20 protein-coding genes are annotated in these 22,947 nt (G+C 63.0%); 8 read left to right on the forward strand and 12 right to left on the reverse strand.

Annotation, left to right across the window (positions count from 1 at the left end):
• The first annotated feature begins 170 nt into the window (after nt 1–170).
• The gene (locus DM807_RS22625) at nt 171–356 is read left to right on the forward strand and encodes a hypothetical protein (protein WP_179027943.1); all 186 of its coding nucleotides are present in this window, start codon (nt 171–173) and stop codon (nt 354–356) included.
• An 83-nt stretch (nt 357–439) separates the two neighbouring features.
• Here the strand turns inward: DM807_RS22625 and DM807_RS22630 are convergent, their stop codons facing one another.
• The 6 genes from DM807_RS22630 to nicC form a co-directional block, all read right to left on the reverse strand.
• Nucleotides 440–1,732: an OprD family porin gene (locus DM807_RS22630; RefSeq protein WP_060492746.1), complete on the reverse strand. Its 1,293-nt coding sequence runs from the start codon at nt 1,730–1,732 to the stop codon at nt 440–442.
• A 139-nt stretch (nt 1,733–1,871) separates the two neighbouring features.
• Nucleotides 1,872–3,185 (reverse strand): MFS transporter, encoded by a 1,314-nt coding sequence (locus DM807_RS22635; RefSeq protein WP_012273181.1) that lies wholly within the window; start codon nt 3,183–3,185, stop codon nt 1,872–1,874.
• A 208-nt stretch (nt 3,186–3,393) separates the two neighbouring features.
• On the reverse strand, nt 3,394–4,035 hold the full coding sequence (locus DM807_RS22640) for an N-carbamoylsarcosine amidohydrolase (RefSeq protein WP_012273182.1): 642 nt from the start codon (nt 4,033–4,035) through the stop codon (nt 3,394–3,396).
• A 14-nt stretch (nt 4,036–4,049) separates the two neighbouring features.
• Entirely contained in the window at nt 4,050–4,802 is a 753-nt protein-coding gene (locus DM807_RS22645; RefSeq protein ID WP_012273183.1) for a maleate cis-trans isomerase family protein, read from the reverse strand.
• A gap of 13 nt (nt 4,803–4,815) precedes the next feature.
• On the reverse strand, nt 4,816–5,622 hold the full coding sequence (gene nicD / locus DM807_RS22650; protein ID WP_012273184.1) for an N-formylmaleamate deformylase: 807 nt from the start codon (nt 5,620–5,622) through the stop codon (nt 4,816–4,818).
• On the reverse strand, nt 5,619–6,767 hold the full coding sequence (gene nicC, locus DM807_RS22655) for a 6-hydroxynicotinate 3-monooxygenase (protein ID WP_069942331.1): 1,149 nt from the start codon (nt 6,765–6,767) through the stop codon (nt 5,619–5,621). Before nicC ends, nicD begins: the two co-directional genes overlap by 4 nt.
• Before the next feature lie 320 nt (nt 6,768–7,087).
• On the opposite strand from nicC, the gene DM807_RS22660 reads away from it, so the two are divergent.
• The 4 genes from DM807_RS22660 (at nt 7,088) to DM807_RS22675 (ending at nt 12,920) form a co-directional block, all read left to right on the forward strand.
• Nucleotides 7,088–8,140, forward strand: a complete 1,053-nt coding sequence (locus DM807_RS22660) for a 2,5-dihydroxypyridine 5,6-dioxygenase (RefSeq protein WP_179027944.1) — start codon at nt 7,088–7,090, stop codon at nt 8,138–8,140.
• A gap of 69 nt (nt 8,141–8,209) precedes the next feature.
• Nucleotides 8,210–8,686, forward strand: coding sequence for a MarR family winged helix-turn-helix transcriptional regulator (locus DM807_RS22665; RefSeq protein WP_012273187.1), 477 nt, complete (start codon nt 8,210–8,212; stop codon nt 8,684–8,686).
• A 200-nt stretch (nt 8,687–8,886) separates the two neighbouring features.
• The gene (locus tag DM807_RS22670; RefSeq protein WP_012273188.1) at nt 8,887–9,360 is read left to right on the forward strand and encodes a (2Fe-2S)-binding protein; all 474 of its coding nucleotides are present in this window, start codon (nt 8,887–8,889) and stop codon (nt 9,358–9,360) included.
• A complete protein-coding gene (locus DM807_RS22675; RefSeq protein ID WP_179027945.1) occupies nt 9,357–12,920 on the forward strand; it encodes a molybdopterin cofactor-binding domain-containing protein in 3,564 nt (1,187 codons plus the stop codon). The genes DM807_RS22670 and DM807_RS22675 overlap by 4 nt, the downstream gene beginning before the upstream one ends.
• A gap of 3 nt (nt 12,921–12,923) precedes the next feature.
• Here DM807_RS22675 and DM807_RS22680 read toward each other — a convergent pair whose 3' ends face one another.
• Nucleotides 12,924–13,562, reverse strand: coding sequence for a TetR/AcrR family transcriptional regulator (locus DM807_RS22680; protein WP_012273190.1), 639 nt, complete (start codon nt 13,560–13,562; stop codon nt 12,924–12,926).
• Nucleotides 13,563–13,667: 105 nt separating this feature from the next.
• Between DM807_RS22680 and DM807_RS22685 the strand changes: the two genes are divergently transcribed.
• Nucleotides 13,668–14,630: an XdhC family protein gene (locus DM807_RS22685; protein WP_179027946.1), complete on the forward strand. Its 963-nt coding sequence runs from the start codon at nt 13,668–13,670 to the stop codon at nt 14,628–14,630.
• A 26-nt stretch (nt 14,631–14,656) separates the two neighbouring features.
• Here DM807_RS22685 and salA read toward each other — a convergent pair whose 3' ends face one another.
• A complete protein-coding gene (salA, locus tag DM807_RS22690; protein ID WP_179027947.1) occupies nt 14,657–15,940 on the reverse strand; it encodes a salicylate 1-monooxygenase in 1,284 nt (427 codons plus the stop codon).
• Between the two features lie 111 nt (nt 15,941–16,051).
• Entirely contained in the window at nt 16,052–17,389 is a 1,338-nt protein-coding gene (locus tag DM807_RS22695) for an MFS transporter (protein ID WP_179027948.1), read from the reverse strand.
• 234 nt (nt 17,390–17,623) lie between these two features.
• Here DM807_RS22695 and DM807_RS22700 point away from each other — a divergent pair, with 234 nt between their 5' ends.
• Nucleotides 17,624–18,529 (forward strand): LysR family transcriptional regulator, encoded by a 906-nt coding sequence (locus DM807_RS22700; protein ID WP_012273194.1) that lies wholly within the window; start codon nt 17,624–17,626, stop codon nt 18,527–18,529.
• 56 nt (nt 18,530–18,585) lie between these two features.
• Here DM807_RS22700 and DM807_RS22705 read toward each other — a convergent pair whose 3' ends face one another.
• On the reverse strand, nt 18,586–19,740 hold the full coding sequence (locus DM807_RS22705; RefSeq protein WP_060492756.1) for an MFS transporter: 1,155 nt from the start codon (nt 19,738–19,740) through the stop codon (nt 18,586–18,588).
• 281 nt (nt 19,741–20,021) lie between these two features.
• Between DM807_RS22705 and DM807_RS22710 the strand changes: the two genes are divergently transcribed.
• The gene (locus DM807_RS22710) at nt 20,022–21,239 is read left to right on the forward strand and encodes an amidohydrolase family protein (protein WP_179027949.1); all 1,218 of its coding nucleotides are present in this window, start codon (nt 20,022–20,024) and stop codon (nt 21,237–21,239) included.
• Between the two features lie 72 nt (nt 21,240–21,311).
• On the opposite strand, the gene DM807_RS22715 is transcribed toward DM807_RS22710, so the two are convergent.
• Both DM807_RS22715 and DM807_RS22720 read right to left on the reverse strand, forming a co-directional pair.
• Nucleotides 21,312–22,190 carry a LysR substrate-binding domain-containing protein gene (locus DM807_RS22715; protein ID WP_012273197.1) on the reverse strand — a complete coding sequence of 293 codons (879 nt, stop codon included), beginning with the start codon at nt 22,188–22,190 and terminating at the stop codon, nt 21,312–21,314.
• A 111-nt stretch (nt 22,191–22,301) separates the two neighbouring features.
• Nucleotides 22,302–22,751 (reverse strand): GNAT family N-acetyltransferase, encoded by a 450-nt coding sequence (locus DM807_RS22720; protein WP_179027950.1) that lies wholly within the window; start codon nt 22,749–22,751, stop codon nt 22,302–22,304.
• Nucleotides 22,752–22,947: the final 196 nt, after the last annotated feature.

Here is a 22,947-nt window from a genome sequence, read left to right on the forward strand (position 1 = left end):
TTATGAAGACATGAGTTGAAACGCAGGCTGTAGGATCTTTTACCTGGCAGTGTAGGAAGTAATGTAGCAGCGGAATTTGCCTGTATGAAACATCAGTTTCTTCAGCAAATTCGAGCTGCTACGGTCCATTTTTCCTACAACAGCACGGACGCCTACAGCATGAGAAAAGCATGGACCCGTTCAACGCCTCGGCCCTGAAGCTACAGAAAAACTTGCTTAACCTGCGTGGTGAGCGCGATCGCCTGAGAAGTGAGGGCAAGGACAAGGAAGCAGACCTGCTCGCTGGGCCGATCGAGCGGCTGGAGGCTGCGGTTGCACAGTTACCGGCTTCATTGAAGCCCGTAACCTTGCAGTGATCGTCACCGCTCCTGCAAAGCAGGCCGCAGACGCGCAGCGCGGCCTTGTGTCGCGAAAGGCCGCGCTGCACTGGCAATCGACTTCAGAACAGCTTGACCGTGTAACTGAGGATCAAGCGGTTCTCATCGATATCGGTGCGGTAATTGGAGCGCGCCATCACATTGCGCACGCGTATCCCCAGCCCAGCCAGCGGCCCGCTTTGCACCACATAGGCCAGGTCCAGATCGCGCTCGCGGTCACGCCCCTCGAAGCCCAGCCCGGTGTCCACGTCCCGCCCCTTCACATAGCGCAGGGTCGACGTCAGGCCCGGCATGCCTAAAGCGACAAAATTGTAGTCATGCCTCACCTGCCACGAGCGTTCACCCGGCGCCGAGAACTCATAGGTCGGCAGCGTATTGCCCATCGGGTTGGTGTTGGCACCCACCTGGATGAAACCATCATCGCCGCCGATCTGCTGGTAACCCAGGTAAAAGGTATGCCCACCGGTCTTGGCCGAGAACAGGCTGAACAACGCATGGTTGTCATAATCGCCGGCAATCTTGCGCCCGTCCTCGCGGGCATCGAAATAGCCGGCATTGACCCCAAGCGTCCAGTCCCCCAGCGGCTCGGCGTGCTTGAAGCTGTAGAAGCGCTGCTGGTAGATATCCTCCAACTGCGCCTGCCACACCCCCACGCTGGTGCGGTTGTCGTTGAAGGCATAGTCGGCGCCCACGTAGTTGAAGCGGTCGCTGGTAAAGCGCGCCAGCCGCGCCGGGTTGATCGGGTCGTTGACCAGTGCGTACATCTTCTGGCTGTTGGACGAGTCGCGCAGGCTGGTGGAGCGGAACTGGCCAGCATTCAGGGTCAACCCCGCTATCTCGCGCGATTCCAGCATCGCGCCCTGATAGGTCGGCGGCAGCAGGCGCAAGTCGCTGAACAACAGCACAGGCAGGTTGGGCATCAACTCGCCCACCTTCAGCTCGGTTTGCGACACCTTGAACTTGATCGCCGCCCCCAAACGGCTGTATTCGTCCGCCGACTTGCCGCTGTCCAGGCTGGGCAGCAAACCGGACTTGGCATGCGCCGGGCTGCTGTCGAGCTTGAAGCCAAGCAGGCCAGTAACATCCACACCGACGCCAACGGTGCCCTGGGTGTAACCGGAGCTGGCATTGAGGATAAAGCCCTGTGCCCATTCCTGAGTACGCGACTGGGTGCTCGCGCCCTTGATATCGGCATAATCGCGGCTGAAAAAGTAATTGCGCGCTTGCAGTGTGGCGCGGGCACCTTCGATGAAACCGGCCTCTTCTGCCGAAGCCTCGGCACACAACGCTGCGGCAATACAACCGCCGGCAAGACGCGCAGACGAAGAAAAACGCGGTGCAGTGAAACCTTGCATGGGGCTACTCCTGGATTCGGGCAACAGCAACCCGGCGCGGTGGCCTGATAAGGCCACCGACGTGCGGGTTGCATCGAGAGAGGGCGGGCAGGCGGGCACCCGGCCCGCCTGCCCTGCCGTTGCGTGAAGCGCTGGGCCGCTAGCGGTTGACCAGCTTCGCCGGCAAGGCGATGACCAGGAAGCAGCTGAGGATCAGGCAGCCGGCAAACACCCACAGGGCAGCGTGCGAGGTACCGGTGAGGTCGGTGACCACGCCCATCAGTGAGTTGCTCACCAGGCCGGCGATGTTGGCCACCGAGCAGGCCAGGGCAAAGCCAGTGGCGGCAGCAGTGCCTTTGAGGAAGGTCGCCGGCAGGCTGAAGAACACCGGCACCGCGCCAATGATCGCTGCCGAGGCAATGGCGAACAACACCACGGTCATCACCAGGTTGTGGCTGAACATGGTGCTGCTGGCCATGGCGATTGCACCGATGATGAACGGCACGATGATGTGCCAGCGGCGTTCGCGATGGCGGTCGGAGCTGGCCCCGATCATCAGCATGCCGGCCAGTGCAGCCAGGCTCGGAATGGCTGTGAGCAGGCCGATATGGAAAGTGTCGCTGACGCCCGCATCACGGATGAAGGTCGGCATCCAGAAGCCCATGGCATAGGCACTGAGCAGGATCGAAAAGTCGATACCCCCGAGCATCCACACCTTCAGGTTGAAGAAGCCATCGCGGAAGCTGTGCTTGCTGTCCTTGCCCTCGGCATCATCAGCCGCCAGGTCCGCCGCCAATTGTGCCTTGTCGTCAACCGACAGCCACTTGGCCTGCTGGAAATGGTTAGGCAATGCCCAGAACGTGAGGATGCCAAGCAAAACGCTGGGGATCGCCTCCAGCAGGAACAGCCACTGCCAGCCGTGCAAACCGTGAACCTGGTCGAAATGCCCCATGATCCAGCCAGAAATCGGCCCGCCGATCACGCTCGACAAGGGCAGCCCGATCATGAACAGGGCAATGATGCGCCCGCGCCGGTAGGTGGGGTACCACATGGTCAGGTAGAACAGCACGCCGGGCAGGAAGCCGGCCTCGGCCGCACCCAGCAGGAAACGCAGGATATAGAACTGGGTGGTGCTGGTGACGAACATGGTGCAGGCCGACAGCAGGCCCCAGGTGATCATGATGCGGGCGATCCACAGCTTGGCGCCAACGCGCTGCAGGATCAGGTTGCTCGGCACCTCGAAGATGATGTAGCCGACGAAGAACAGCCCGGCACCCAGGCCATAGGCCGCTGTGCTGAACTGCAAGTCTTCGAGCATCTGCAGCTTGGCGAAGCCGACGTTGATGCGGTCCAGATAAGCTGCGAGGTAGCAGAAGCACAGGAAGGGGATGAGCCTCCAGGTGATCTTGCTATACAGCGCTTTCGTGCCATGGTCGATGTCACTGTGGACCGTGGTTGCATTCGCAATTGGCATTTCCTGTCTCCTGGCGGGCGACTTTGTGGTTGTTTTAAGGCCAGCAGTTTTCGACGCGCCGGGCACCCCGCGCACTATACGCGGCGTGCCTGGGCAACGCCTGAATACCCCGAGTGCTCCTGCGGGGCGACCGCCCGGACAGCAGGCGGTCATGGACGGGCTTCCCGCACCGTTCCTTGATTGTTATTGGCTCAGGGCTGCCCGGCGTTCAGCCGGCCAGTTGCCTGAGTTGCTGCATGGCATCCTGCCGGGTGACGACATCGCCGTACTTGCTGTCGATGTCGAACAGGTTGGCTTCGTGCGGGTCGTTGTGGCGGTCGCCGACACACTCGCGCACCACGATGGTTCGAAACCCGTGCTGCATGGCATCCACCGCACTGGCGCGGATACAGCCACTGGTCGAGCAGCCCGCCAGCACCACGGTATCCACCCCTTGCGCATGCAGCAGCGGGGCCAGGCTGGTGGCAAAGAAGGCACTGGCGTACTGCTTGCTCAGCACCACCTCCCCTGCCTGTGGCGCGACGGCCTGGCAGAAGGCGGCCAACGGGTTGCCTTCGACCATGTCCTTCATCACCGGTGCCTTGCGCACCCACACGCCGCCGTCAGCGAAATGCGGCGGCTGGTAGCGAATGTTGGTGTGCACCACCAAAGTGCCGCAGTCGCGGGCCAGCGCCAGCAGGCCGGCGGCCTGCTCGACCGCCGCAACCACGCCCGGCGCGTACAGCGGTGCGCCAGGGGTGGTATAGCCCTGCATGAAGTCGATCATCAACAGGGCCGGCTTGCGGCCAAAACCAATGCGTTGGCCCCACACCCCTTGGTAGTTGTCACGGGCGCTTTGTGCGTCGCTCATGTCCGTCTCCGATTTCAGTAGGCACCCGACAGCAGGGCACCGGCACCCGGCACGACCGGTTCCAGGTCGAGCGCCTTGAGCATGGCGTAAGTGGTGGCGATGGCGGCAGTGACCACCGGCTTGCCGGTTTGCGCCTCGACCTTGGCCACCGCCGGCAGCGATTGCATCTGCACGCAGGCCGACAACACCACCACATCGACGCCCTCAAGGTCCATGCCGGCGACGATGCCCGGCAGGTTGGCCGGGTCGTGGCGGGCCACGGCGAGGTTGTCGGGGATTTCCAGCGCGCGCCAGTCCTGCACCTCGAAGCCTTCCTCGCGGATGTAGTTCACCACCAGCTCGGTCAGCGGCTTCATGTACGGTGCGACGATGGCGATGCGCTTGGCCTTCATCACATGCAAGGCTTCGACCAACGCCCCGGCACTGGTGATGACCGGTGCCAGTGCGTCGTTATCGGCAGTGGCCTGCTGCAGGCGCTTTTCCGATTGGCGGTGATAGCCCAGGCCCATGGCCATGATCGCCACCAGGCAGGCGTAGCCCAGCACATCGACCTTGGCGTCGGACAGCTCGACGGCGCAGCGGTCGGACTCGGCGTCCATGGCGGCCAGCTCCTCCTTCTTCACCTGCTTCATGCGCATGCGGCTGGAATGGAAGGTGAAGCGTTCGGGGCGGATCGCCTGGCGCGCGTGGAGCATCGCCGGGATTTCGGTTTCCATGGTGGTGTTCGAGCTCGGCACGATCTGGCCGATGCGGTATAGCTTGGTCATGTCTCGTGCTCCGTCAGACAAGGGGTTGGTCGAGGAAATCGCCAAAGGCGGCAAAAAAACCTTCAAGGTCATCCCAAGGGATCATGTGGCCAGCGTTGTCTACCGTTACCACCTGGGTATCCGGCTTGAGCTCGCGGATTTCGGCAATGTCGCGTGGCTCGATCACCCCGCCGCGCCCGGCCACCATCAGCAGCGCCGGCTGGCGCACGGTGGGCAGGTCCTGGTGGATGTCCACCTCATGGAAATCGTCGAAGGCGCGCACGATCGCCGGCTCGTAGCAGGTGTGCAGCCATTCGGCACGCAGCGCCAGTTGCTCGTCGCTCCAGGTAGCGCAGAAGGCACGCATGTCATCGCCGCTCATGCCAACCGTGGCCTGGCGGATCGAATCGACATACCACGGCAGCTTGCTCGGGTAGGCGCGGCGGCCCGGCCCGGACACCGGTGGGTCGACCAGTACCAGCCGCTGCAGCCCCGGTGCGCCTCGGGCTGCCGCGCGAATGGCGAAGCGCGCGCCCATCGAGTGCCCGACCAGGTGGTAGCTGTCCAGGCCCAGCGCTGCGGCAAAGGCCGGGATGTCGGCGGCACAAGCGTCAGTGCCGTAATCCAGTTCCGGGCCGCTTGAAGACAAGCCGCGCCCACGCACATCCAGCACATAGGTGTCGAAGTGCTGCCCAAGGCGCTCGGCGACGAAGCCCCAGGTGATCGCCGGGCTGGTAATGCCCGGCACCAGGATCAGCGCATGGCCCTTGCCGCCATAGCGCAGGTAATGCTGGCGGATGCCATTGGCGCTGACGTTGCCGCCGGCGACGAAGGTGCTCATGCCGCCTCCCCGCTTTTCAGCTGCTGCCCGTACAGGTCGTAGCCATAGACCCAAGCCGGGTCTTCCTGGGTGTAGAGCCAGGTGTTGGCGTTCGAAACCGACTGCACCTGCGATGCCCGTTCCTTGCGGTTGGCCTCGTACAACGCGAACGCGGTGCGGTGGTCGGACAGCCCCGTCTCCTGCAGGCAGCGGGTCAACATGGCCGCGTCCTCGATGGCCATGCACGCGCCCTGGGCCATGTGCGGCTTCATCGGGTGGCAGGCGTCGCCCAGCAGCACCAGGCGCCCACGGCTCCATAAAGGCAACGGGTTGCGGTTGCGCAGCGGCCACTTGGTGATCGATTCGGTGGCGTCGATCAGTTTCTGTACGGTGGGGTGGTAGCCTTCGAAGGCGGCGCGCATTTCTTCCTGGCTGCTGTCGACGAACGCGCCCTGGAAGTCCCAGGCTTCGTGCGGCACACCAGTGACGAAGTAGTACTCGTCGCGCTTGCCGGTGGTGTAGTAGACCATCATGTGGCGGTCCTCGGACCACCATTTGACGCAAGGCTCGAACACATCGGCATGCTGCGCCAGGTTCACCCCGCGGATCAGCGCGCGGTGCGCCACCCAGCCGCTGTAGTTCGGCGCTTCGGCACCCAGCAGCTCTTCACGGATCTTCGAGTGGATGCCGTCGGCACCGATGACGATGTCGGCCACGGTGTGGGTGCCGTCGGCGAAGTCCAGGCGGACCTGGTCGCCTTCGTCGACGATCTTTTCCAGGCGCTTGCCAAAGTGCACGGTGCCCGGCTTGATCGCCTCGATCTGCAACGCGTGCAAGTCGCCACGGTGGATGGTGATGTAGGCGGCGCCGTACTCGCGGCGAGCAAACTCGCCCAACGGGATGCGCGACAGGTAATCGCCGCTGTGGCCATCGCGGCTGAACCAGAAGTCCGGGTGCGAGCCCATCAGTTCCAGTTTCTGCTCCAGCCCCATGCGGCGGAAGATCTTCATCACGTTAGGGCCGATATGAATGCCCGCCCCCAGGCGGGTGAACTCTGGCGCCTGCTCGAACACCTCGACATCGAACCCGGCCTGCTGCAGCAACGTGGCGGCGGCTGCCCCACCCAGACCTGCACCGACGATTGCGATTTTCTGCCTACCCCGCATGGGTATCTCTCCTCTTGTTCTGATGTGTGGCCAGCGGTTCGACCGCCTGACGATTTAGAGCGTATACGCTGTAAATGATTTTTGGAAAGAGGTTCTTGAAAATATTTTTCAAACACCTGACCGAAACGATAAATGGCAGATTGTTACCGCAAACGTTGAGCCAATGTGTGAATAGGTAACGTTTTAGAGAGCACTTGCGCTTGCCGGCGGGATGCGCTTTCATCTGCAAAAGTAGGGTGTACACACTATTACTTTGCACCGAGATGAAGCGCCAGGCACCGCCCCGGTGCATCCCCGTCAACGCCACCAGGAGAACCCCGATGCCGGTGAGCAATGCACAACTGACCCAGATGTTCGAGCACGTACTGAAGCTGTCCCGCGTGGACGAGACGCAAAGCGTGGCCATACTCAAGAGCCACTACTCCGACCCGCGCACGGTCAACGCCGCAATGGAGGCCGCGCAGCGCCTGAAGGCCAAGGTGTATGCGGTAGAGCTGCCGGCGTTCAACCACCCGACCGCCATGGGCAACGACATGACCGCCTACTGCGGCGACACCGCGCTCACCGGCAACCTGGCGGCGCAGCGGGCGCTGGAGGCAGCTGACCTGGTGGTCGACACCATGATGCTGCTGCACTCGCCTGAGCAGGAGCAGATCCTCAAGACCGGCACGCGCATCCTGCTGGCCGTGGAGCCGCCAGAAGTGCTGGCGCGCATGCTGCCGAGCGAAGACGACAAACGTCGGGTACTGGCCGCCGAAACCCTGCTGAAACAGGCGCGCAGCCTGCATGTACGGTCCAAGGCCGGCAGCGATTTCCACGCCCCGCTTGGCCAGTACCCGGCCGTGACCGAGTACGGTTATGCCGACGAGCCGGGGCGCTGGGACCACTGGCCCAGCGGCTTTTTGTTCACCTGGCCGAACGAGGACAGCGCCGAGGGCACGCTGGTGCTGGACGTGGGCGACATCATCCTGCCGTTCAAGAACTACTGCCGCGAGCGCATTACCCTGGAGATCGAAAAAGGCTTCATCACCGGCATCCATGGCGGTTTCGAGGCCGAGTACCTGCGCGACTACATGAAGTACTTCAATGACCCCGAGGTGTACGGCATCTCGCACATCGGCTGGGGCCTGCAGCCGCGCGCGCAGTGGACAGCCATGGGCCTGCACGACCGCAACGACGGCATGTGCATGGATGCCCGTGCGTTCTACGGCAACTTCCTGTTCTCCACCGGCCCCAACACCGAGGTCGGCGGCAAACGCAAGACCCCGTGCCACCTGGACATCCCACTGCGCAACTGCGACATCTACCTGGATGACAAGGCCGTGGTGTTGGCGGGCGATGTAGTCGCACCAGAGGAGTCGCGCGCGCGATAGGGGTTATACTGGCCGGGCGCTCCGCTATTGGCGGCCGGCCAGCACCTTTCCACCAGCCCAAGCCATCCTATGCCGAACAAAACCACACCCAGCAGCGCCCCGCTCGACACCACCCCCTACGACGTCACTGAACAGGTCGGCCACCTGCTGCGCAAGGCCTATCAGCGGCACACGGCGATTTTCCAGCAGCAGGCCTGCGACCCGCAGCTTACCTCGATTCAGTTCGTCACCCTGTGCGCCCTGCGCGACCACGGCCCCAGCTCCCAGGCCGAGTTGATCAAAGCCACCGCTGTGGACCAGGCCACCATCCGCGGCATCGTCGAGCGCCTCAAGGCACGCGAACTGGTGCAGCTTTCGCCCGACCCGGGCGACCGGCGCAAGGTCATCGTCGAACTCACCGCCAGCGGTGCGGCATTGCTCGATGCAATGATCCCCTGCGCCCGGCAGATCAGCGAACTGAGCATGGGCAGCCTCAATGCCGGTGAGCGCGTGGCCATTTTGTACCTGCTGCGCAAGATGATCGACAGCGACGACAGCGCGGGCTGACCGGTTGTGCAAGCGGCCTTTCGCGACACAAGGCCGCTTGCACAGGCCTCCCTGCACCCCGAAACAAGGCTGCACCCTCCCTCTGAATTCATCCCTGGCCTGCTTCTTGCTCACTCATTTCATGTAGTGAGTACTTACCGAAACTCACGCACCATTTGAGTCCTTTGGTAGCGCAAGCAACCTCCAGAGATGAGCCAACAATGCAAACAACCATCTCCCTGCGGATCAACGGCCAGCCGGTCGACGTCAGCGCCATGCCCGACACCCCGCTGCTGCTGATCCTGCGCAACGACCTGTGCCTGAATGGCCCCAAGTACGGCTGCGGCCTGGGCGAATGCGGGGCGTGCACGGTGATCATCGACGGCGTGGCCGCACGCTCGTGCGTCATCCCCCTGGCCGGCGCTGCAGGCCGCGACATCACCACCCTCGAAGGGCTGGGCAACAAGGCTGCGCCACACCCCGTGCAACAGGCGTTCATCGACGAACAGGCGGCCCAGTGTGGCTACTGCATGAACGGCATGATCATGACCGCCAAGGCCCTGCTCGACCGCATTCCCGACCCCACCGACGAACAGATTCGCAACGAGCTGTCCGGCAACCTGTGCCGCTGCGGTACCCACGTCGAAATCCTGCGCGCCGTGCGCCGCGCCGCCGAGACCCGGAGAAAAGCATGAACCACTCTCAACAGGTGCCCAGCCGCGACCAGTTGCTGGCCAAGACCGGCGTACTGCTGATCGTCGACCACATCACCCCGCCCTCGGGCCCCGTGGCCAAGGGCGTGACACCTGTGGTCAAGGAGCGCGAGCTGGCGTTGTTCATCGCCGTCAGCGACGACGGCATGGTCTACGCCTTCAACGGCCACGTCGACCTGGGCACCGGCATCCGCACCTCGCTGGCGCAGATCGTCGCCGAAGAGCTTGACCTGCGTATGGACCAGGTGCACATGGTGCTGGGCGACACCGAGCGGGCACCGAACCAGGGCGCGACCATCGCCAGCGCCACCCTGCAGATTTCCGCCGTGCCCCTGCGCAAGGCCGCCGCGACGGCGCGGCGCCATCTGCTGCAACAGGCCGCGCAACGGTTTGGCTGCGCGCCCGAAGCGCTGCGCATTGAAGACGGCGTAGTTATCGGCAGCAACGGCGGCACGCTGAGCTTTGCCGAACTGGTGCAGGGTGAAAATCATCAATTGTTTATTGCCGACGATGCCCCGCTCAAAGCCATCGAGGACTACCGCCTGGTCGGGCGCAGCGCGGCACGGGTAGATATCCCCGGCAAGGCCACCGGCGAGCTGACCTATGTGCACGACATGCGGCTGCCCGGCATGCTTCACGGCCGGGTGATCCGCCCGCCCTACGCCGGCCACGACAGCGGCGACTTCGTCGGCAACAGCCTGCTGGCGGTGGATGAGTCCTCCATCGCCCACATACCTGGCGTGGTGGCCGTGGTGGTCATCCGCGATTTCGTCGGCGTGGTGGCCGAGCGCGAAGAGCAAGCGATCCGTGCAGCCCATGAGCTGAAAATCAGCTGGAAGCCATTCACAGGCAAGCTGCCTGACCTAAGCGATATCGCCCAGGCCATCCGCGATAACCCACGCGTGCAGCGCACGGTGCTGGACCAGGGCGATGTGGACGGTGGCCTCGCCAACGCCAGCCAGCGCCTGAGCCGCAGCTACCTGTGGCCCTACCAGTTGCATGCCTCGATCGGCCCGTCGTGCGCGCTGGCCGACTTCACCGAGGGGCCGATCCGCGTGTGGTCCGGCACGCAAAACCCGCACCTGCTGCGCGCCGACCTGGCCTGGTTGCTGGCGTGCGACGAAGCGCGCATCGAGATCATCCGCATGGAGGCCGCCGGCTGCTATGGCCGCAATTGCGCCGATGACGTGTGTGCCGATGCGGTGCTGCTGTCGCGTGCGGTGCAGCGCCCAGTGCGAGTGCAGCTGACCCGTGAACAGGAACACGTTTGGGAGCCCAAGGGCACCGCGCAACTGATGGAGATCGACGGCGGCCTTAACGCCGACGGCAGCGTGGCCGCCTACGACTTCCAGACCAGCTACCCGTCCAATGGCGCACCTACCCTGGCCCTGTTGCTGACCGGCGCCGTGGAGCCGGTGCCGGCACTGTTCGAAATGGGCGACCGCACCTCGATCCCGCCTTATGACTACGAACACATGCGCGTCACCATCAACGACATGACGCCACTGGTGCGCGCTTCGTGGATGCGCGGAGTGTCGGCCATGCCCAACAGCTTCGCCCACGAATCGTACATCGACGAGTTGGCCTTCGCCGCAGCCGTCGACCCGGTCGAATACCGCCTCAAGCACTTGTCCGATCCGCGCGCCATCGACCTGGTCAAGGCCACCGCCGAACGTGCTCAATGGCAGCCACATACCCAGCCCAGGCAGGCGCAGGCCGACGGTGACGTACTGCGCGGCAGAGGTTTTGCCTATGCCCGCTACATCCACAGCAAGTTCCCCGGCTTCGGCGCAGCCTGGGCGGCATGGGTGGCGGATGTCGCGGTAGACCGGCGCACCGGTGAAGTCGCCGTCACCCGTGTAGTGATCGGTCACGATGCCGGGATGATGGTCAACCCCGAGGGCGTGCGTCACCAGATCCACGGCAACGTCATCCAGTCCACCAGCCGGGTGCTCAAGGAGCAGGTCAGCTTCGAGGAGTCGACGGTGGCAAGCAAGGAATGGGGTGGCTACCCGATCCTGACCTTCCCCGAGTTGCCAGCTATCGACGTGATGATGCTACCCCGCCAGCACGAGCCGCCAATGGGCAGTGGCGAGTCGGCCTCGGTACCCAGCGCGGCGGCCATCGCCAATGCCATTTTCGACGCCACCGGCATTCGTTTTCGCGAACTGCCGATCACGGCCGAACGGGTGCGTGCCGCCCTCGGCGGTGAAGGCCAGGGGCCTGATGCGCCCGCGCCAGCGCAGCCGACGACCAAACGCTCCAAATGGTGGTTCGGCTCGCTCGCCGGGGTGTTCGGTGCCGCCTTGGGCATGCTTGCCACCGCCCTGCCCTGGCGTGCCGAAATCGCCCCGGTAACCCCGCCTGGCGCCGGCAGCTGGAGCGCCGCGATGCTCGAACGCGGGCGCCAGGTGGCAGCGGCCGGCGACTGCGCCGTGTGCCATACGGTCAGCGGCGGCAAGGTGAATACCGGTGGGCTGGCAATGGACACGCCCTTCGGTACGCTGTACAGCACCAACATCACCCCCGACCCGGAAACCGGCATCGGCCGCTGGTCATTCGCCGCCTTCGAGCGGGCCATGCGCGAGGGTATCAGCCGCGATGGCCGGCACCTGTACCCGGCCTTTCCCTACACCTCGTTTCGCAACATCAACGACGCCGACATGCAAGCGCTGTACGCCTACCTGATGTCGCAAACGCCGGTACGCCAGGCAGCGCCGGCCAACCAGATGCGCTTCCCGTTCAACCAGCGGCCACTGATGGCCGGCTGGAACGCGCTGTTTCTGCAACGCGGTGAATACCAGCCCGACCCGCAACGCAGCGAACAGTGGAACCGTGGTGCCTACCTGGTCGACGGCTTGGGGCACTGCACGGCCTGCCACTCGCCGCGCAACCTGATGGGTGCCGAAAAAGCCGGCAGCAGCTACCTCGCCGGCGGCATGGTCGATGGCTGGGAAGCCCCGGCCCTGAACGCCCTGGGCAAGTCAGCGACGCCGTGGAGCGAAGATGAACTGTTCAGCTACCTGAGCACCGGCTTTTCGGAAAAGCACGGCGTGGCGGCCGGCCCCATGGGGCCGGTGGTCAGCGAACTGGCCACCCTGCCCAAAAGCGATGTGCGGGCCATTGCCCATTACCTCAGCTCACTCGATGGTGAGCCACAGGCACAGGTGGCCAAGGCCGCGCCTCAGGCGGACACGCAAGTGTCGTTGAGCAACGGCGAGCGGGTTTTCAAAGGCGCATGCATGGCCTGCCACAGCGATGGGTTGGGGCCAAAACTGTTTGGTGTCAGCCCGTCGATGGCGGTCAACAGCAACGTCCACAGCGACCTGCCGGACAACCTGCTGCGCGTGGTGCTGCACGGCATTGCGACCCCGGCAACCCCCGACCTGGGCTACATGCCCGGCTTCAAGGACAGCCTGTCGGACCGTCAGGTAGCCGACCTGGCGGCCTACCTGCGCCAGCGTTTTGCCGCCGACAAGCCCGCCTGGCAAGGGCTGGCGGCCAAGGCCGCGCAAATACGCGCCAACCCCGGCAGCCACTGAGGTTCAGCGGCGCAGGCCACGCAAGGCAAGGTCGCTGATAAAGGCAAGCCAGTCGGCCTTGGCCTGCTTGTCGGCCAGGTCCACGGCCAGGAACGAGCTGAGAGTATGGCGGTTGGAGTTATAGAAGTAGCACAGCGAGGCAATCATCAGGTAGGCGTGGGTGATGTCGATGTCGTCCCGGAACAGGCCCTTGGCCTGGCCGGCCTCGATGATCGGCCGCAGCACGCCGACCGCCTCGCCGGACAGCGCCCTGAGGTTTTGCGACTTGCGCGCGTGCTGGCCCTGGTGAAGGTTTTCGGTGGCAAGGATGGTGACGAACTCGGGGTGGCGCACGTAGTAGTCCCAAATGAACGCCACCAGCTCGCGCAGGGCTTGTTCCGGGTCGGCGAGGTCCAGGCGCAGCTTGGCTTCGGCCTGGTTGAAGCTGGCGTAGATGTGCTCCAGCACGCTGATGAACAGCTTTTCCTTGCTGCCGAAGTAGTAATAGATCATCCGGTCGTTGGACTTGGCCAGCGTGGAGATCTGCTCGATGCGCCCACCGGTGAAGCCTTCCTTGCTGAAGACCTTCACGGCAGCCTTGAGAATGTTGTCCCGGGTGCGGTCGGCCTGCTGGGCGCGAACACCGGTTTTGCGAGTTTGCATGTCGGTCCCTGTGGGGCTGGCCAGATACCCAACACTGCCACAGACGTTGGGCCATTGCGCGGCTTTTTCGGCTGGGCTGACACGATACGAGCGAGGTAGCGGAACATGCAGCATCTCGACCTGCAGGTGATCGACAAAGCCCTGCAATGGGCCCGTGCCGGCGATACGGTGTGGCTGTGCACGGTGCTGTCCACCTATGGCTCGGCCCCCCGCTCGCCCGGCGCGATGCTGGCCTGCCGCAGCGCGCATGAGTGGGTCGGTTCTTTGTCCGGCGGCTGCGTGGAAGAGGAGTTCCTCGCCAGCCTGGCGCACGGTGCATTCACCCAGCCGGCACAGGTAATGCGCTATGGCGACGGGCACGAGCAGAGCCGGCGCTTGCGCCTGCCCTGCGGCGGCGTGCTGGTGGTGCTGGTAGAGCGGCGGCAGGCGGATGGCGCGTGGCTGGAGCATCTGCAGGCCCTTCGCGGGGCGCTGCTGGGCCAGCAACGGGTGACGCGCAAGGTCTGTCTGCCGGCGGGTAGTGTCAGCCTACATGGTGACAATAGCGTTGCCGTGCGCATGGACGACGACGCCGTGCACATCGGTATCGGCCCCGCTTTGCGGCTGGTGCTGGCCGGGCTGTCGCCGGTCGCCGAGGCCTGTGCCGATATCGCTCGCACGCTGGGCTGCGAGGTCATTGCCTGCGACCCGCGCGAGGAGATGGCGAGTGTCGAGATAGAAGGCGTACAGATGCACCGGGTACTGCCTTCGCTGTTCATCGCGGCGGGTGGTTGCCATGCCGCTACGGCCGTGGTGGCGTTGACTCACGATCCGAAAATCGATGACCTGGCCTTGATGGAGGCGGTGCATACGCCGGCGTTCTACATCGGCGCCATGGGCTCGGCAGCCACATCAGCCCGCCGCGCCGAGCGGTTGCAGCGGATTGGCGGCTTGACGAACGAACAGATCGAACGGCTGCACATGCCTATCGGGCTGGACCTGGGCAGCAAGTCGCCAGCGGAGATTGCGCTGGCGGTGATGGCGGATGTGCTGCGGGTATACCGGGGCAAGGCGCGAAATGCGTTGTAACGCCTGGCACCACGGCCCCCTGCCATTCAGGCAGCCTGCACCTGCAACCCCAACAATTGACGGGCGCGTTTCAGGTCATCCTGCAGATCATGGTTCCACAACCAATCGAACCGCTCGCCCAGCACCTTGCCGAGCAACTGCGAATCGTCCAGCACGGCAGGGTCACGGAACTCATACAGCTCACCCGCTTCCCATGAGGTGCGCTGCACCCGGCAAGCACGCGGTCGCCGTACCGCGTCATACGCCTCGAGCACTGTCTGCACAGGGCTGCCGAGCACATTCGGGTCGGCCAGCAACCGTGCCAGCAACCAGGCATCCTCCAACCCCTGGCCGGCCCCCGCGCCCTGATGCGGCAGCATGGCGTGAGCAGCATCACCAATCAGCCCCACTCGACCATGGGTATACCCCGGCAGTTCAGCAAGATCATGCAGTGCCCACAGGGAAGGTGTGGCGATGCACTCCAGCAGTACCTGCACCGCATCACCCCAGCCCTCGAACGCTTTGAGCATTTCGGCCTGGCTTGCCTGACGCACCCAAGGCGCATCGCTTGGCCAGGCTGGATTCGGCTGGCTGCGGTCCGACACGAACGCCACCACATTGATCAACCGCCCCTGTTTGACCGGGAAGGTCAGGATATGGCCGTCGAGCCCCAGGTACATCTGCGGCACATCGACCAGATGCTCACCCACGCCGCGCGCCCAACAGGCTTCACGTAACTGCGCGCTGTCGATCAGCCCACGGTAGGCGCATGTGCCACTGAAACGCGGCGCCACCCGCGCAACACCCAGGCCGTCGAGCACGTGGTCACGGATGGATGACTTGATGCCGTCGGCACCAATCAACACGTCGCAGTGATGCTCCGTGCCATCGGTAAAGCACACCCGCACACGCTCCCCCACCTGCTCGACCTGCTGCGCACGCTTGCCGAACTGGGCGATGCCCGGCGGTAACTGGCTGGCCAGCGCATCGAGAAAATCAGCCCGGTGTACCGACGACTGCCCAACCCCTTCTGCCACACTGCTGCCCAGGTATTGCGCGTCACGCCCATCACGCCATTCGAACCACACATCTTGCCAAGGTGCCGGCGTGCTGTCGGCGATCCTGGCATAGGGCTCGGCAATGCCCAATCCGGCAATGGCACGCACCGCATTGGCACCAAAAGAGACGCCTGCGCCTACTTCACCAAAGGCCGCAGCCGATTCGAACAGTTGGACGTTCAAGTGCGCATGGCGGCAAAGATCGAGCGCAAGTGCGACACCTGCGATACCACCGCCAACAATGGAAACTTCAAGTGCAGTAGCCTGTTGCATTGCAAGGTACCTCGGGGCTGATTGTTATTGGAGTGAGCCGATCATTACTGCTGGCAGACCATTGATAAATATCGCCAAACCCATAAACGCCATCACCTACCTGAATATTCCTCAGCCGGTAACTCGCTGAACGTCCCGGCTTCGCGTTGCCACAACCTGACGCCGGATAAACAGCAGAATGGCGACGGCGCCAATGGCGCCCGGTATGGCAAACGCCAGGAAACTGCTTTGATAAGGCAGGTTCGCGCTGTGCAGCACCCCGCCCAGTACCGGCCCGACGATTGCCCCCAGCCGCCCTATACCCATTGCCCACCCAAGTCCGGTGGAACGGATGTGTGGCGGGTAGTACTGCACCGCGCAGGCATTGGCCAAAATCTGCGTGCCAATGGTAGAAGCGCCAGCCACGGCGATGAGCAGGTACAGCACCGCCACGGGCGCCTTTAGCGCAAGCAGGCTGAGCGACAGCGCACCGCAGGCGAAGAAGCACAGCAACACGTTGGCGATACCCACACGGTCACCCAGCCAGCCACCCGCAATCGCCCCAACGATCGCACCCGAGTTGAGCACCAGTAAAAATGCCAGGCTTGAGTTCAGCCCATAGCCCGCACTGCTCATCAACTTTGGCAGCCACGAACTCAATGCATAAACCATCAACAGGCAACAGAAGAATGCCGCCCACAACGTCAGCGTGTTTACCACCCGCCCTTCACTGAAAATCTCCCGAATCGACACTTTCCCAGCCCGCGTAGCGACCAAGCTGAGTTGGTCATCGTGCTCCGGCAAATAGTCTGATGTGGCCTGGGCCAGCAAAACCTTGGCGCGTTCGGCCTGACCGCTGCGCAACAGAAAGTCCATGGACTCGGGCAATTGATGGATCAGCAACGGCAGCAGCAACAGCGGTATCACAGCCACATAGAACACCGCCTGCCAGCCCCACTGGGGAATGAACAGCATGCCCAGCCCAGCCGACAGCATGCCGCCCAGCGAATAGCCACTGAACATGATCGCCACCAAGGTGCTGCGCATCTTGCCGGGTGCGTACTCGTTCATCAGCGCAACCACATTGGGCATGACACCGCCGATCCCCAGCCCGGCAACAAAGCGGCACAGCGCGAAGGTTTCGGGTGAAGTGGCCAGCCCATTCAAGGCCGTGACGCCACTGAACAGCAAGACACAGGTCATGATGGTTTTGCGCCGCCCGATCCGGTCCGACAGCGAACCGAAGAACAGCGCCCCCGCCATCATCCCGACCAGCGCGCAACTGCCCAGTGCCCCCGCCTGTACCGCGCTCAGGCCCCATTCGGCCATCAGCGATGGCAGTACCACGCCATAGATGACCAAGTCATAGCCGTCGAAGATGATGATCAGCGCGCACCAGAACAGTAAACGCGCGTGAAAGGCATTGAACCGGGCCCGTTCCAGCAGGGCCGCTGCATTGATATTTCGCATGGCATCGCTCTTGTAGTTGTTATGGATGGGGCATGCCCCCAAATTGGCTAGCGCGATCCATCATGACCAAGGCGCGACACGGCTGATATGCAGCCACTCGAATAGTGGCTATTTCGGGTATGAATACTGTTTATGCATACCCATTGAGTCTCGTTTCCGGTAGCGTTGCATTCGGACGCAGATAAACCCTGAAAACAATACCCATCGCGTCTCGACCAATACCTGAGAGGTATCATGGATTTACGCGATCTAGACCTGAACCTGCTTCTGGTTTTCAACCAGCTACTGATCGACCGCAAAGTTTCGACCGCCGCCGAAAACCTGAGCCTGACCCAACCGGCGATGAGCAATGCCCTGAAGCGCCTGCGCACTGTGCTGCAGGACGAGTTGTTCGTGCGCACCTACCAGGGCATGGAGCCCACTCCTTACGCCCTGCAGTTGGCGGAGCCGATTACCACAGCCATCCAAACGCTACGCGACGCATTCAGCCGGCAGGACACTTTCGACCCGGCCACCAGCAATCGCCGCTTCACCATGGCTATGACCGACATTGGCGAGATCTACTTCATGCCCAAGCTGATGGACGCGTTTGCCGCACTGGCGCCCGGCTGCACCATCAGCACATTGCGCAACTCGGCTGACACCCTGGCCGAAGGGCTGCAGAACGGCACTATTGAGCTGGCGGTTGGCCTGTTACCGCATCTGCAGGCGGGGTTCTTTCAACGGCGGCTGTTTCACCATCGCTATGTGTGCCTGTGCCGTAAAGGGCACCCCGCTACGCAGCAGCCCCTGACCGTGGAGAGCTTCATGAGCTTCGAGCATGTGAATGTAGTGGCGGCCAATACCGGGCATGGCGAGGTCGACACGTATTACGCGCGGGCTGGGGTGGTGCGCAACATTCGCCTGGAAGTGCCGCACTTCGTGGCGGTGGGGCACATCCTGCAGCACAGTGATTTGTTGGCAACGGTGCCAGAGCGGTTTGCCGCCAGTTGCGAGGCACCGTTCGGGTTGAGCGTTATGCCACCCCCGGTGGCATTGCCGAACATCGAAATCAACCTGTTCTGGCATGGGCGGTACAACAAGGACCCGGCCAACCGCTGGCTTCGACAATTGATGTTCGACTTGTTCTCGGATGCATGATCTTGCGCCAATCGTCATGCACCTTGGGGCTGCGGCGCAGCCTCAACCGCGAACGCTCAGTAAACAGCCTTTCTACGCACACCTCTAACCCCGGCCCCCAGGCAGGTAACCGCAAAAGCAATCACCAACGCCCCCGTCCCCAGCAAGAAGATCAGTTGTTGATTGGACCCTTCCACCAACAAGGCAATCAGCGCAGGCGTCACGGCCGCCGCGCCCATCAAGGTAATGCTGACCAGCGGCGTAAGCTTGCCGGTCGGGTCGTTGGTGGTAATCAGCGCCATGTAGTACGACAACGACAGCACCCAGCCAAAGTTGATCAGTAACAGCGCCACGAACAACTGCATCGGTGTGCGGGTATGGCCGGTGAGCATGGCAATGGAAATGAACACTGCCACCAAGCCTACGGCAATCATCAACTGCCGGTTTACCCGCGCGCCCAGCAAACTCGGCAGCCCTGCCCCAGGCAGGCCACCAATGGCAGACAGGCCGAATGCCCAGCCAATGTCGACACCTTCGATACCCTGGTCTCGCGCGAGCTGGTCGATGAAGCCCCACACGCAATAGATGGCGATCTGCATGAACAGCATGCCCACCAGTGCAGTGCGTCCCGTACGCGCCGAACCACCCTGGGCGGGCGAACCTTCGTCATTTGCCAACGAAACTGCCGGGCGACGCGGCAGCACCAGGCTGGCGCCGCAGATCAACAGGTACCACAGGCCAAACGCGCACAAGGCGGTTACCGTTCCACTCTGCGCAGCAAGCAATGGCAGCGCTGCGGAAAACAGCGAGTACTCCGGCGTTTGCAGTAACAGCATCAGGCCGAACGAACGGTCCTGATTGGGCAGGCGGCCCAACGTGGACACCGCATAGGCATACACCAGCCCCGCGCAGGTGCCGGCCGCCAGGCGCACGCCCAGCAACATCGCGTTGCTGCTGGTAAAAGCCGTGGCGATGCTAAGCGCCACGCACAGCCCACCTACGAACAGACACAAGCCGCGCCCGCCGTGGCGCTTCATCAACAGTGGGCACAGCAAGGTGCCCAGGGTCATGCCAATCATCTCGACCGACACCACCCAACCTTGCTGGTCGAGTGACAGGCTGAGCTGTTCGGTGACCAACCCCATGAAGATGGGTTGCACACCACAAACAATGAAGGAGGTACAGGCAATGAAAATCAGCGCGGCACGCAGCAGCTTGGAATCATGGGTCATGGGGACTCCGACACGGCATTTGTTTTTATTGTGTGTGGCGACCGGCCCTGAAAGGCGCCGTAGCTGGCGGCGGGCGGGTCCCGTGGGCAATCCTGGGCCGAGAGCGAAGGCTTGGAAAGTTAATTATCGAAATCGACTTCAGTGGGCTTTTTAATGCAGGCTGACGCGCCCTGCCTGCATCCAGAAATGCACTGCATAGGATCCTGATAATTAATTGGAGACATACCCGCATCCGCCCTACCGTGGTACGTCACCCAAGCCTCAGTAAAAAAGGCCCGCTCATGAACGACCGTGAGTTCATCAATGCCATCGACGCCGATGGCCTGCCCCTGCACATCGCCGTAAGCAACGGCCGCATCAGCCACATCGGCCCGCAACGCGCCAGCACAGCCGCCCGCGAGACCATCGACCTTGAAGGCCTGCTGGCGCTCCCCGGCTTCGTCGACGGCCACATCCACTTGGACAAAAGCTTCGTCGGCGACCGCTGGCGCCCACACCAACCCGTCGCCAGCCTGCGTGAGCGCCTGGCCGTGGAAAAACGCGAACTTGCCAGCGCCCCACCGATCCTCGAGCGCGCCGACGCGCTGATGCGCCAGGCCGCCTCTTACGGCACCGTGGCCATGCGCTGCCATGTGGACGTGGACGCCACCACCGGCCTGACCAACTTGCGCGCCATGCTCGAAGCCCGGGACACCTGGAAAGACCTGATAGACATCGAACTTGTGGCCTTCCCCCAGGCCGGTGTGGTGACCTGCCCCGGCACTGCCGACGTGATGGAAGCGGCTATACGCGAAGGTTTGCAGGTCGTCGGCGGTATCGACCCAACCACCCTGGATGGCGACGCCGAAGCGCAGCTGGACATCGTGTTCGGCATTGCCGACCGGCACGGCGTGAAGGTCGATATCCACCTGCATGAACCCGGCGACATCTGCATCGCCCAGCTTGAACGCATCACCGCGCGCACCACCGCCTTGGGCATGCAAGGCTTGGTGGCAGTCAGCCACGCCTATGGCCTGGGCGATGTATCCGACGCGGTGGTCGACCGCACGGCCGAGCTGCTGGCCGGCGCCGGCGTATCGATCATGACCAACGCACCCGGCGAACACGCCTTCCCGCCTGTGCTACGCCTGCGTGCAGGCGGTGTGCGGGTGTTCACCGGTAACGACAATATCCAGGATGCCTGGTGGCCGTATGGCAATGGCGACATGCTGCAACGGGCGATGCTGATCAGCTATCGCTCGGGCTTCAACACCGACGAAGAATTGCGGGTTGCGTTGGAAATGGCCACTGAGGCCAGCGCCGGAGTGATGGGCAAACAAGACTACGGTTTGAAGGTCGGCAACGAGGCCAGTTTCGTGCTGTTCAAGGCGCCGAATGCGGCGGCGGCGGTGGCGGCAGCCCTCCATGAACGCGTGATCGTGCGCCACGGCGCATTCTGGGGCGGGCCCGCGCAATTGCGGTTGAAGGCTACGCAGTTTGCCAACGAGCTGCGCCGTTGAGGTCAGCGCTGGCTTGCCGGTGATGGGCTGCCTGGCAGCCCTCATCGCCCCAGCTGGTTTCCAGCCCCGTGCTTACTCTGCCTCAGCCCGCAAAATCCCAATCAGAATCTCAGCCAGCTCCATCACCATCGGGTCCGCCGTAGGCCGATGGAAAATTGCCGCCTCAAACACTTTGATCGGCTTGAACCCCTCTTGCGCCCCCAAAACTCGATGCCTGGCCGTCACCACGCGCGAAGGCAACAGACTCACCCCCAGGCCATTGGCCACCGCCTCCTGAATCCCTGCCAGGCTCGAACTGGTAAAGGCAATCCGCCAACTGCGCCCCATCGCCTCGACCGCACCGATCATGTCATCCCGGTACAGCCCCCGCGGCGGAAAGGTCACCAGCGGAATCGGATCCTGGGCAAAACACGGGTACTGCGCACTGTCGATCCACTCGATGCACTCCGGCTGGCAGGCATTGGCCTCCCGGCTATGCCGCCGCTGCTTGATCAGCACCAGGTCCAGTTCGCCACGGTCGTAGGTGCTCATCAAATCCCGGCTCAGGCCACCGGTGATCTCCAGCTTCACTGTCGGGTTACGCCGATTGAACGCTGCCAACGCCTGCATCGTCTTGCCCGCGACAAAATCGTCCGGCAGGCCGATACGCACGGTAACCGTCACCCCGCCTGACATGGCTTCGGTCAACTGGCTGCTCACTGCCAGCAGGTGCCGTGCGAAACCCAGCAATGTTTCCCCGGCATCGGTCGGGTGCACCTCGCGGTTGCTGCGGTCGAGCAACTGGTGGCCGACCATTTCCTCCAACCGGCGCACCTTCTGGCTGACCGTGGATTGGGTGGAGTGCAGGCGTGCGGCGGCGGCAGTGAAACTGCCGCAGTCGGCCACCATGACCACGGTGCGGAGCATGTCCAGGTCGTAGATGGCTCGGTTGGGGTTGGTGGATTCTGGCATTGGGCGGGTTCAGCTTTCTGAATGGGGCTGGGTACATGATGCCTGAACCTGGGGTGCATGACGCATTGCCTGCGTGCGGGGCATGCTTTGTACGCGCGCATGAACGGGGTATCAGGGAATGAGGGTTTTCTCGAAGTAAACCCGCTTGAAACCGTCCTCTGTACGTTTCCCCACCGCTACGTAGCCGAGCTTGGGGTAAATCGACAAGTTCTCGGTCATCATCTCGTTGGTGTAGAGATGGACGGTGCTTATCCCCCATTGCCGGGCGGCATTTTCGCAGAAGCCGATCAGCGCCTTTCCTACACCACGCCCGGCTGCACGGGGCAGGACCGCCACGTTTTCCAGCAGCAAATGCCCTTCTTCGGCATAGAAGACAATGAAGCCTTGAAAGGTCGCCTGGTCATCCGTCGCTACGTAGACCACCCCTTGCGCGATCTGCCTGGCGAAATTTGCGGTCATCGGGGCTGGCTTGCGTCCGATGAGTGGCACATAGCGAGCATAGGCCTGCTCGGCGCACTTTCTGATCTCGGGCTCATCGGTTGCTACGGCCAGCCGGATCATGGGCTCTCCTTTGGTTGATGGGGTTCTGATGCCCACTGCAGCTGCTCGCACATCGCACAATAGTTCGATAATCGCACAAATTCAGCCAAACCCCCTCTACTGTTGCCCTATCTTGCGGCACGCTATACCGAAAGTCAGCAAACACTTTCAAGCGCTGACAGGCCCCATCGCTTCACGCGCTCCGGCCAGCCCGACA

It is taken from the genome of Pseudomonas hunanensis (assembly GCF_013393325.1).
In the GTDB taxonomy this organism is placed as follows: Bacteria; Pseudomonadota; Gammaproteobacteria; order Pseudomonadales; family Pseudomonadaceae; genus Aquipseudomonas; species Aquipseudomonas putida_P.

Bases quoted from the DNA above. Each gene is read 5' to 3' on its own strand.
- DM807_RS22695 (WP_179027948.1), bottom strand. From the start codon at position 17,389: ATGCGAAATATCAATGCAGCGGCCCTGCTGGAACGGGCCCGGTTCAAT.
- DM807_RS22665 (WP_012273187.1), top strand. From the start codon at position 8,210: ATGCCGAACAAAACCACACCCAGCAGCGCCCCGCTCGACACCACCCCC.
- DM807_RS22640 (WP_012273182.1), bottom strand. From the start codon at position 4,035: ATGAGCGACGCACAAAGCGCCCGTGACAACTACCAAGGGGTGTGGGGC.
- DM807_RS22670 (WP_012273188.1), top strand. From the start codon at position 8,887: ATGCAAACAACCATCTCCCTGCGGATCAACGGCCAGCCGGTCGACGTC.
- DM807_RS22685 (WP_179027946.1), top strand. From the start codon at position 13,668: ATGCAGCATCTCGACCTGCAGGTGATCGACAAAGCCCTGCAATGGGCC.
- DM807_RS22625 (WP_179027943.1), top strand. From the start codon at position 171: ATGGACCCGTTCAACGCCTCGGCCCTGAAGCTACAGAAAAACTTGCTT.
- nicC (WP_069942331.1), bottom strand. From the start codon at position 6,767: ATGCGGGGTAGGCAGAAAATCGCAATCGTCGGTGCAGGTCTGGGTGGG.
- DM807_RS22675 (WP_179027945.1), top strand. From the start codon at position 9,357: ATGAACCACTCTCAACAGGTGCCCAGCCGCGACCAGTTGCTGGCCAAG.
- DM807_RS22630 (WP_060492746.1), bottom strand. From the start codon at position 1,732: ATGCAAGGTTTCACTGCACCGCGTTTTTCTTCGTCTGCGCGTCTTGCC.
- DM807_RS22710 (WP_179027949.1), top strand. From the start codon at position 20,022: ATGAACGACCGTGAGTTCATCAATGCCATCGACGCCGATGGCCTGCCC.
- nicD (WP_012273184.1), bottom strand. From the start codon at position 5,622: ATGAGCACCTTCGTCGCCGGCGGCAACGTCAGCGCCAATGGCATCCGC.
- DM807_RS22680 (WP_012273190.1), bottom strand. From the start codon at position 13,562: ATGCAAACTCGCAAAACCGGTGTTCGCGCCCAGCAGGCCGACCGCACC.
- DM807_RS22645 (WP_012273183.1), bottom strand. From the start codon at position 4,802: ATGACCAAGCTATACCGCATCGGCCAGATCGTGCCGAGCTCGAACACC.
- DM807_RS22715 (WP_012273197.1), bottom strand. From the start codon at position 22,190: ATGCCAGAATCCACCAACCCCAACCGAGCCATCTACGACCTGGACATG.
- DM807_RS22635 (WP_012273181.1), bottom strand. From the start codon at position 3,185: ATGCCAATTGCGAATGCAACCACGGTCCACAGTGACATCGACCATGGC.
- DM807_RS22700 (WP_012273194.1), top strand. From the start codon at position 17,624: ATGGATTTACGCGATCTAGACCTGAACCTGCTTCTGGTTTTCAACCAG.
- DM807_RS22705 (WP_060492756.1), bottom strand. From the start codon at position 19,740: ATGACCCATGATTCCAAGCTGCTGCGTGCCGCGCTGATTTTCATTGCC.
- DM807_RS22720 (WP_179027950.1), bottom strand. From the start codon at position 22,751: ATGATCCGGCTGGCCGTAGCAACCGATGAGCCCGAGATCAGAAAGTGC.
- salA (WP_179027947.1), bottom strand. From the start codon at position 15,940: ATGCAACAGGCTACTGCACTTGAAGTTTCCATTGTTGGCGGTGGTATC.
- DM807_RS22660 (WP_179027944.1), top strand. From the start codon at position 7,088: ATGCCGGTGAGCAATGCACAACTGACCCAGATGTTCGAGCACGTACTG.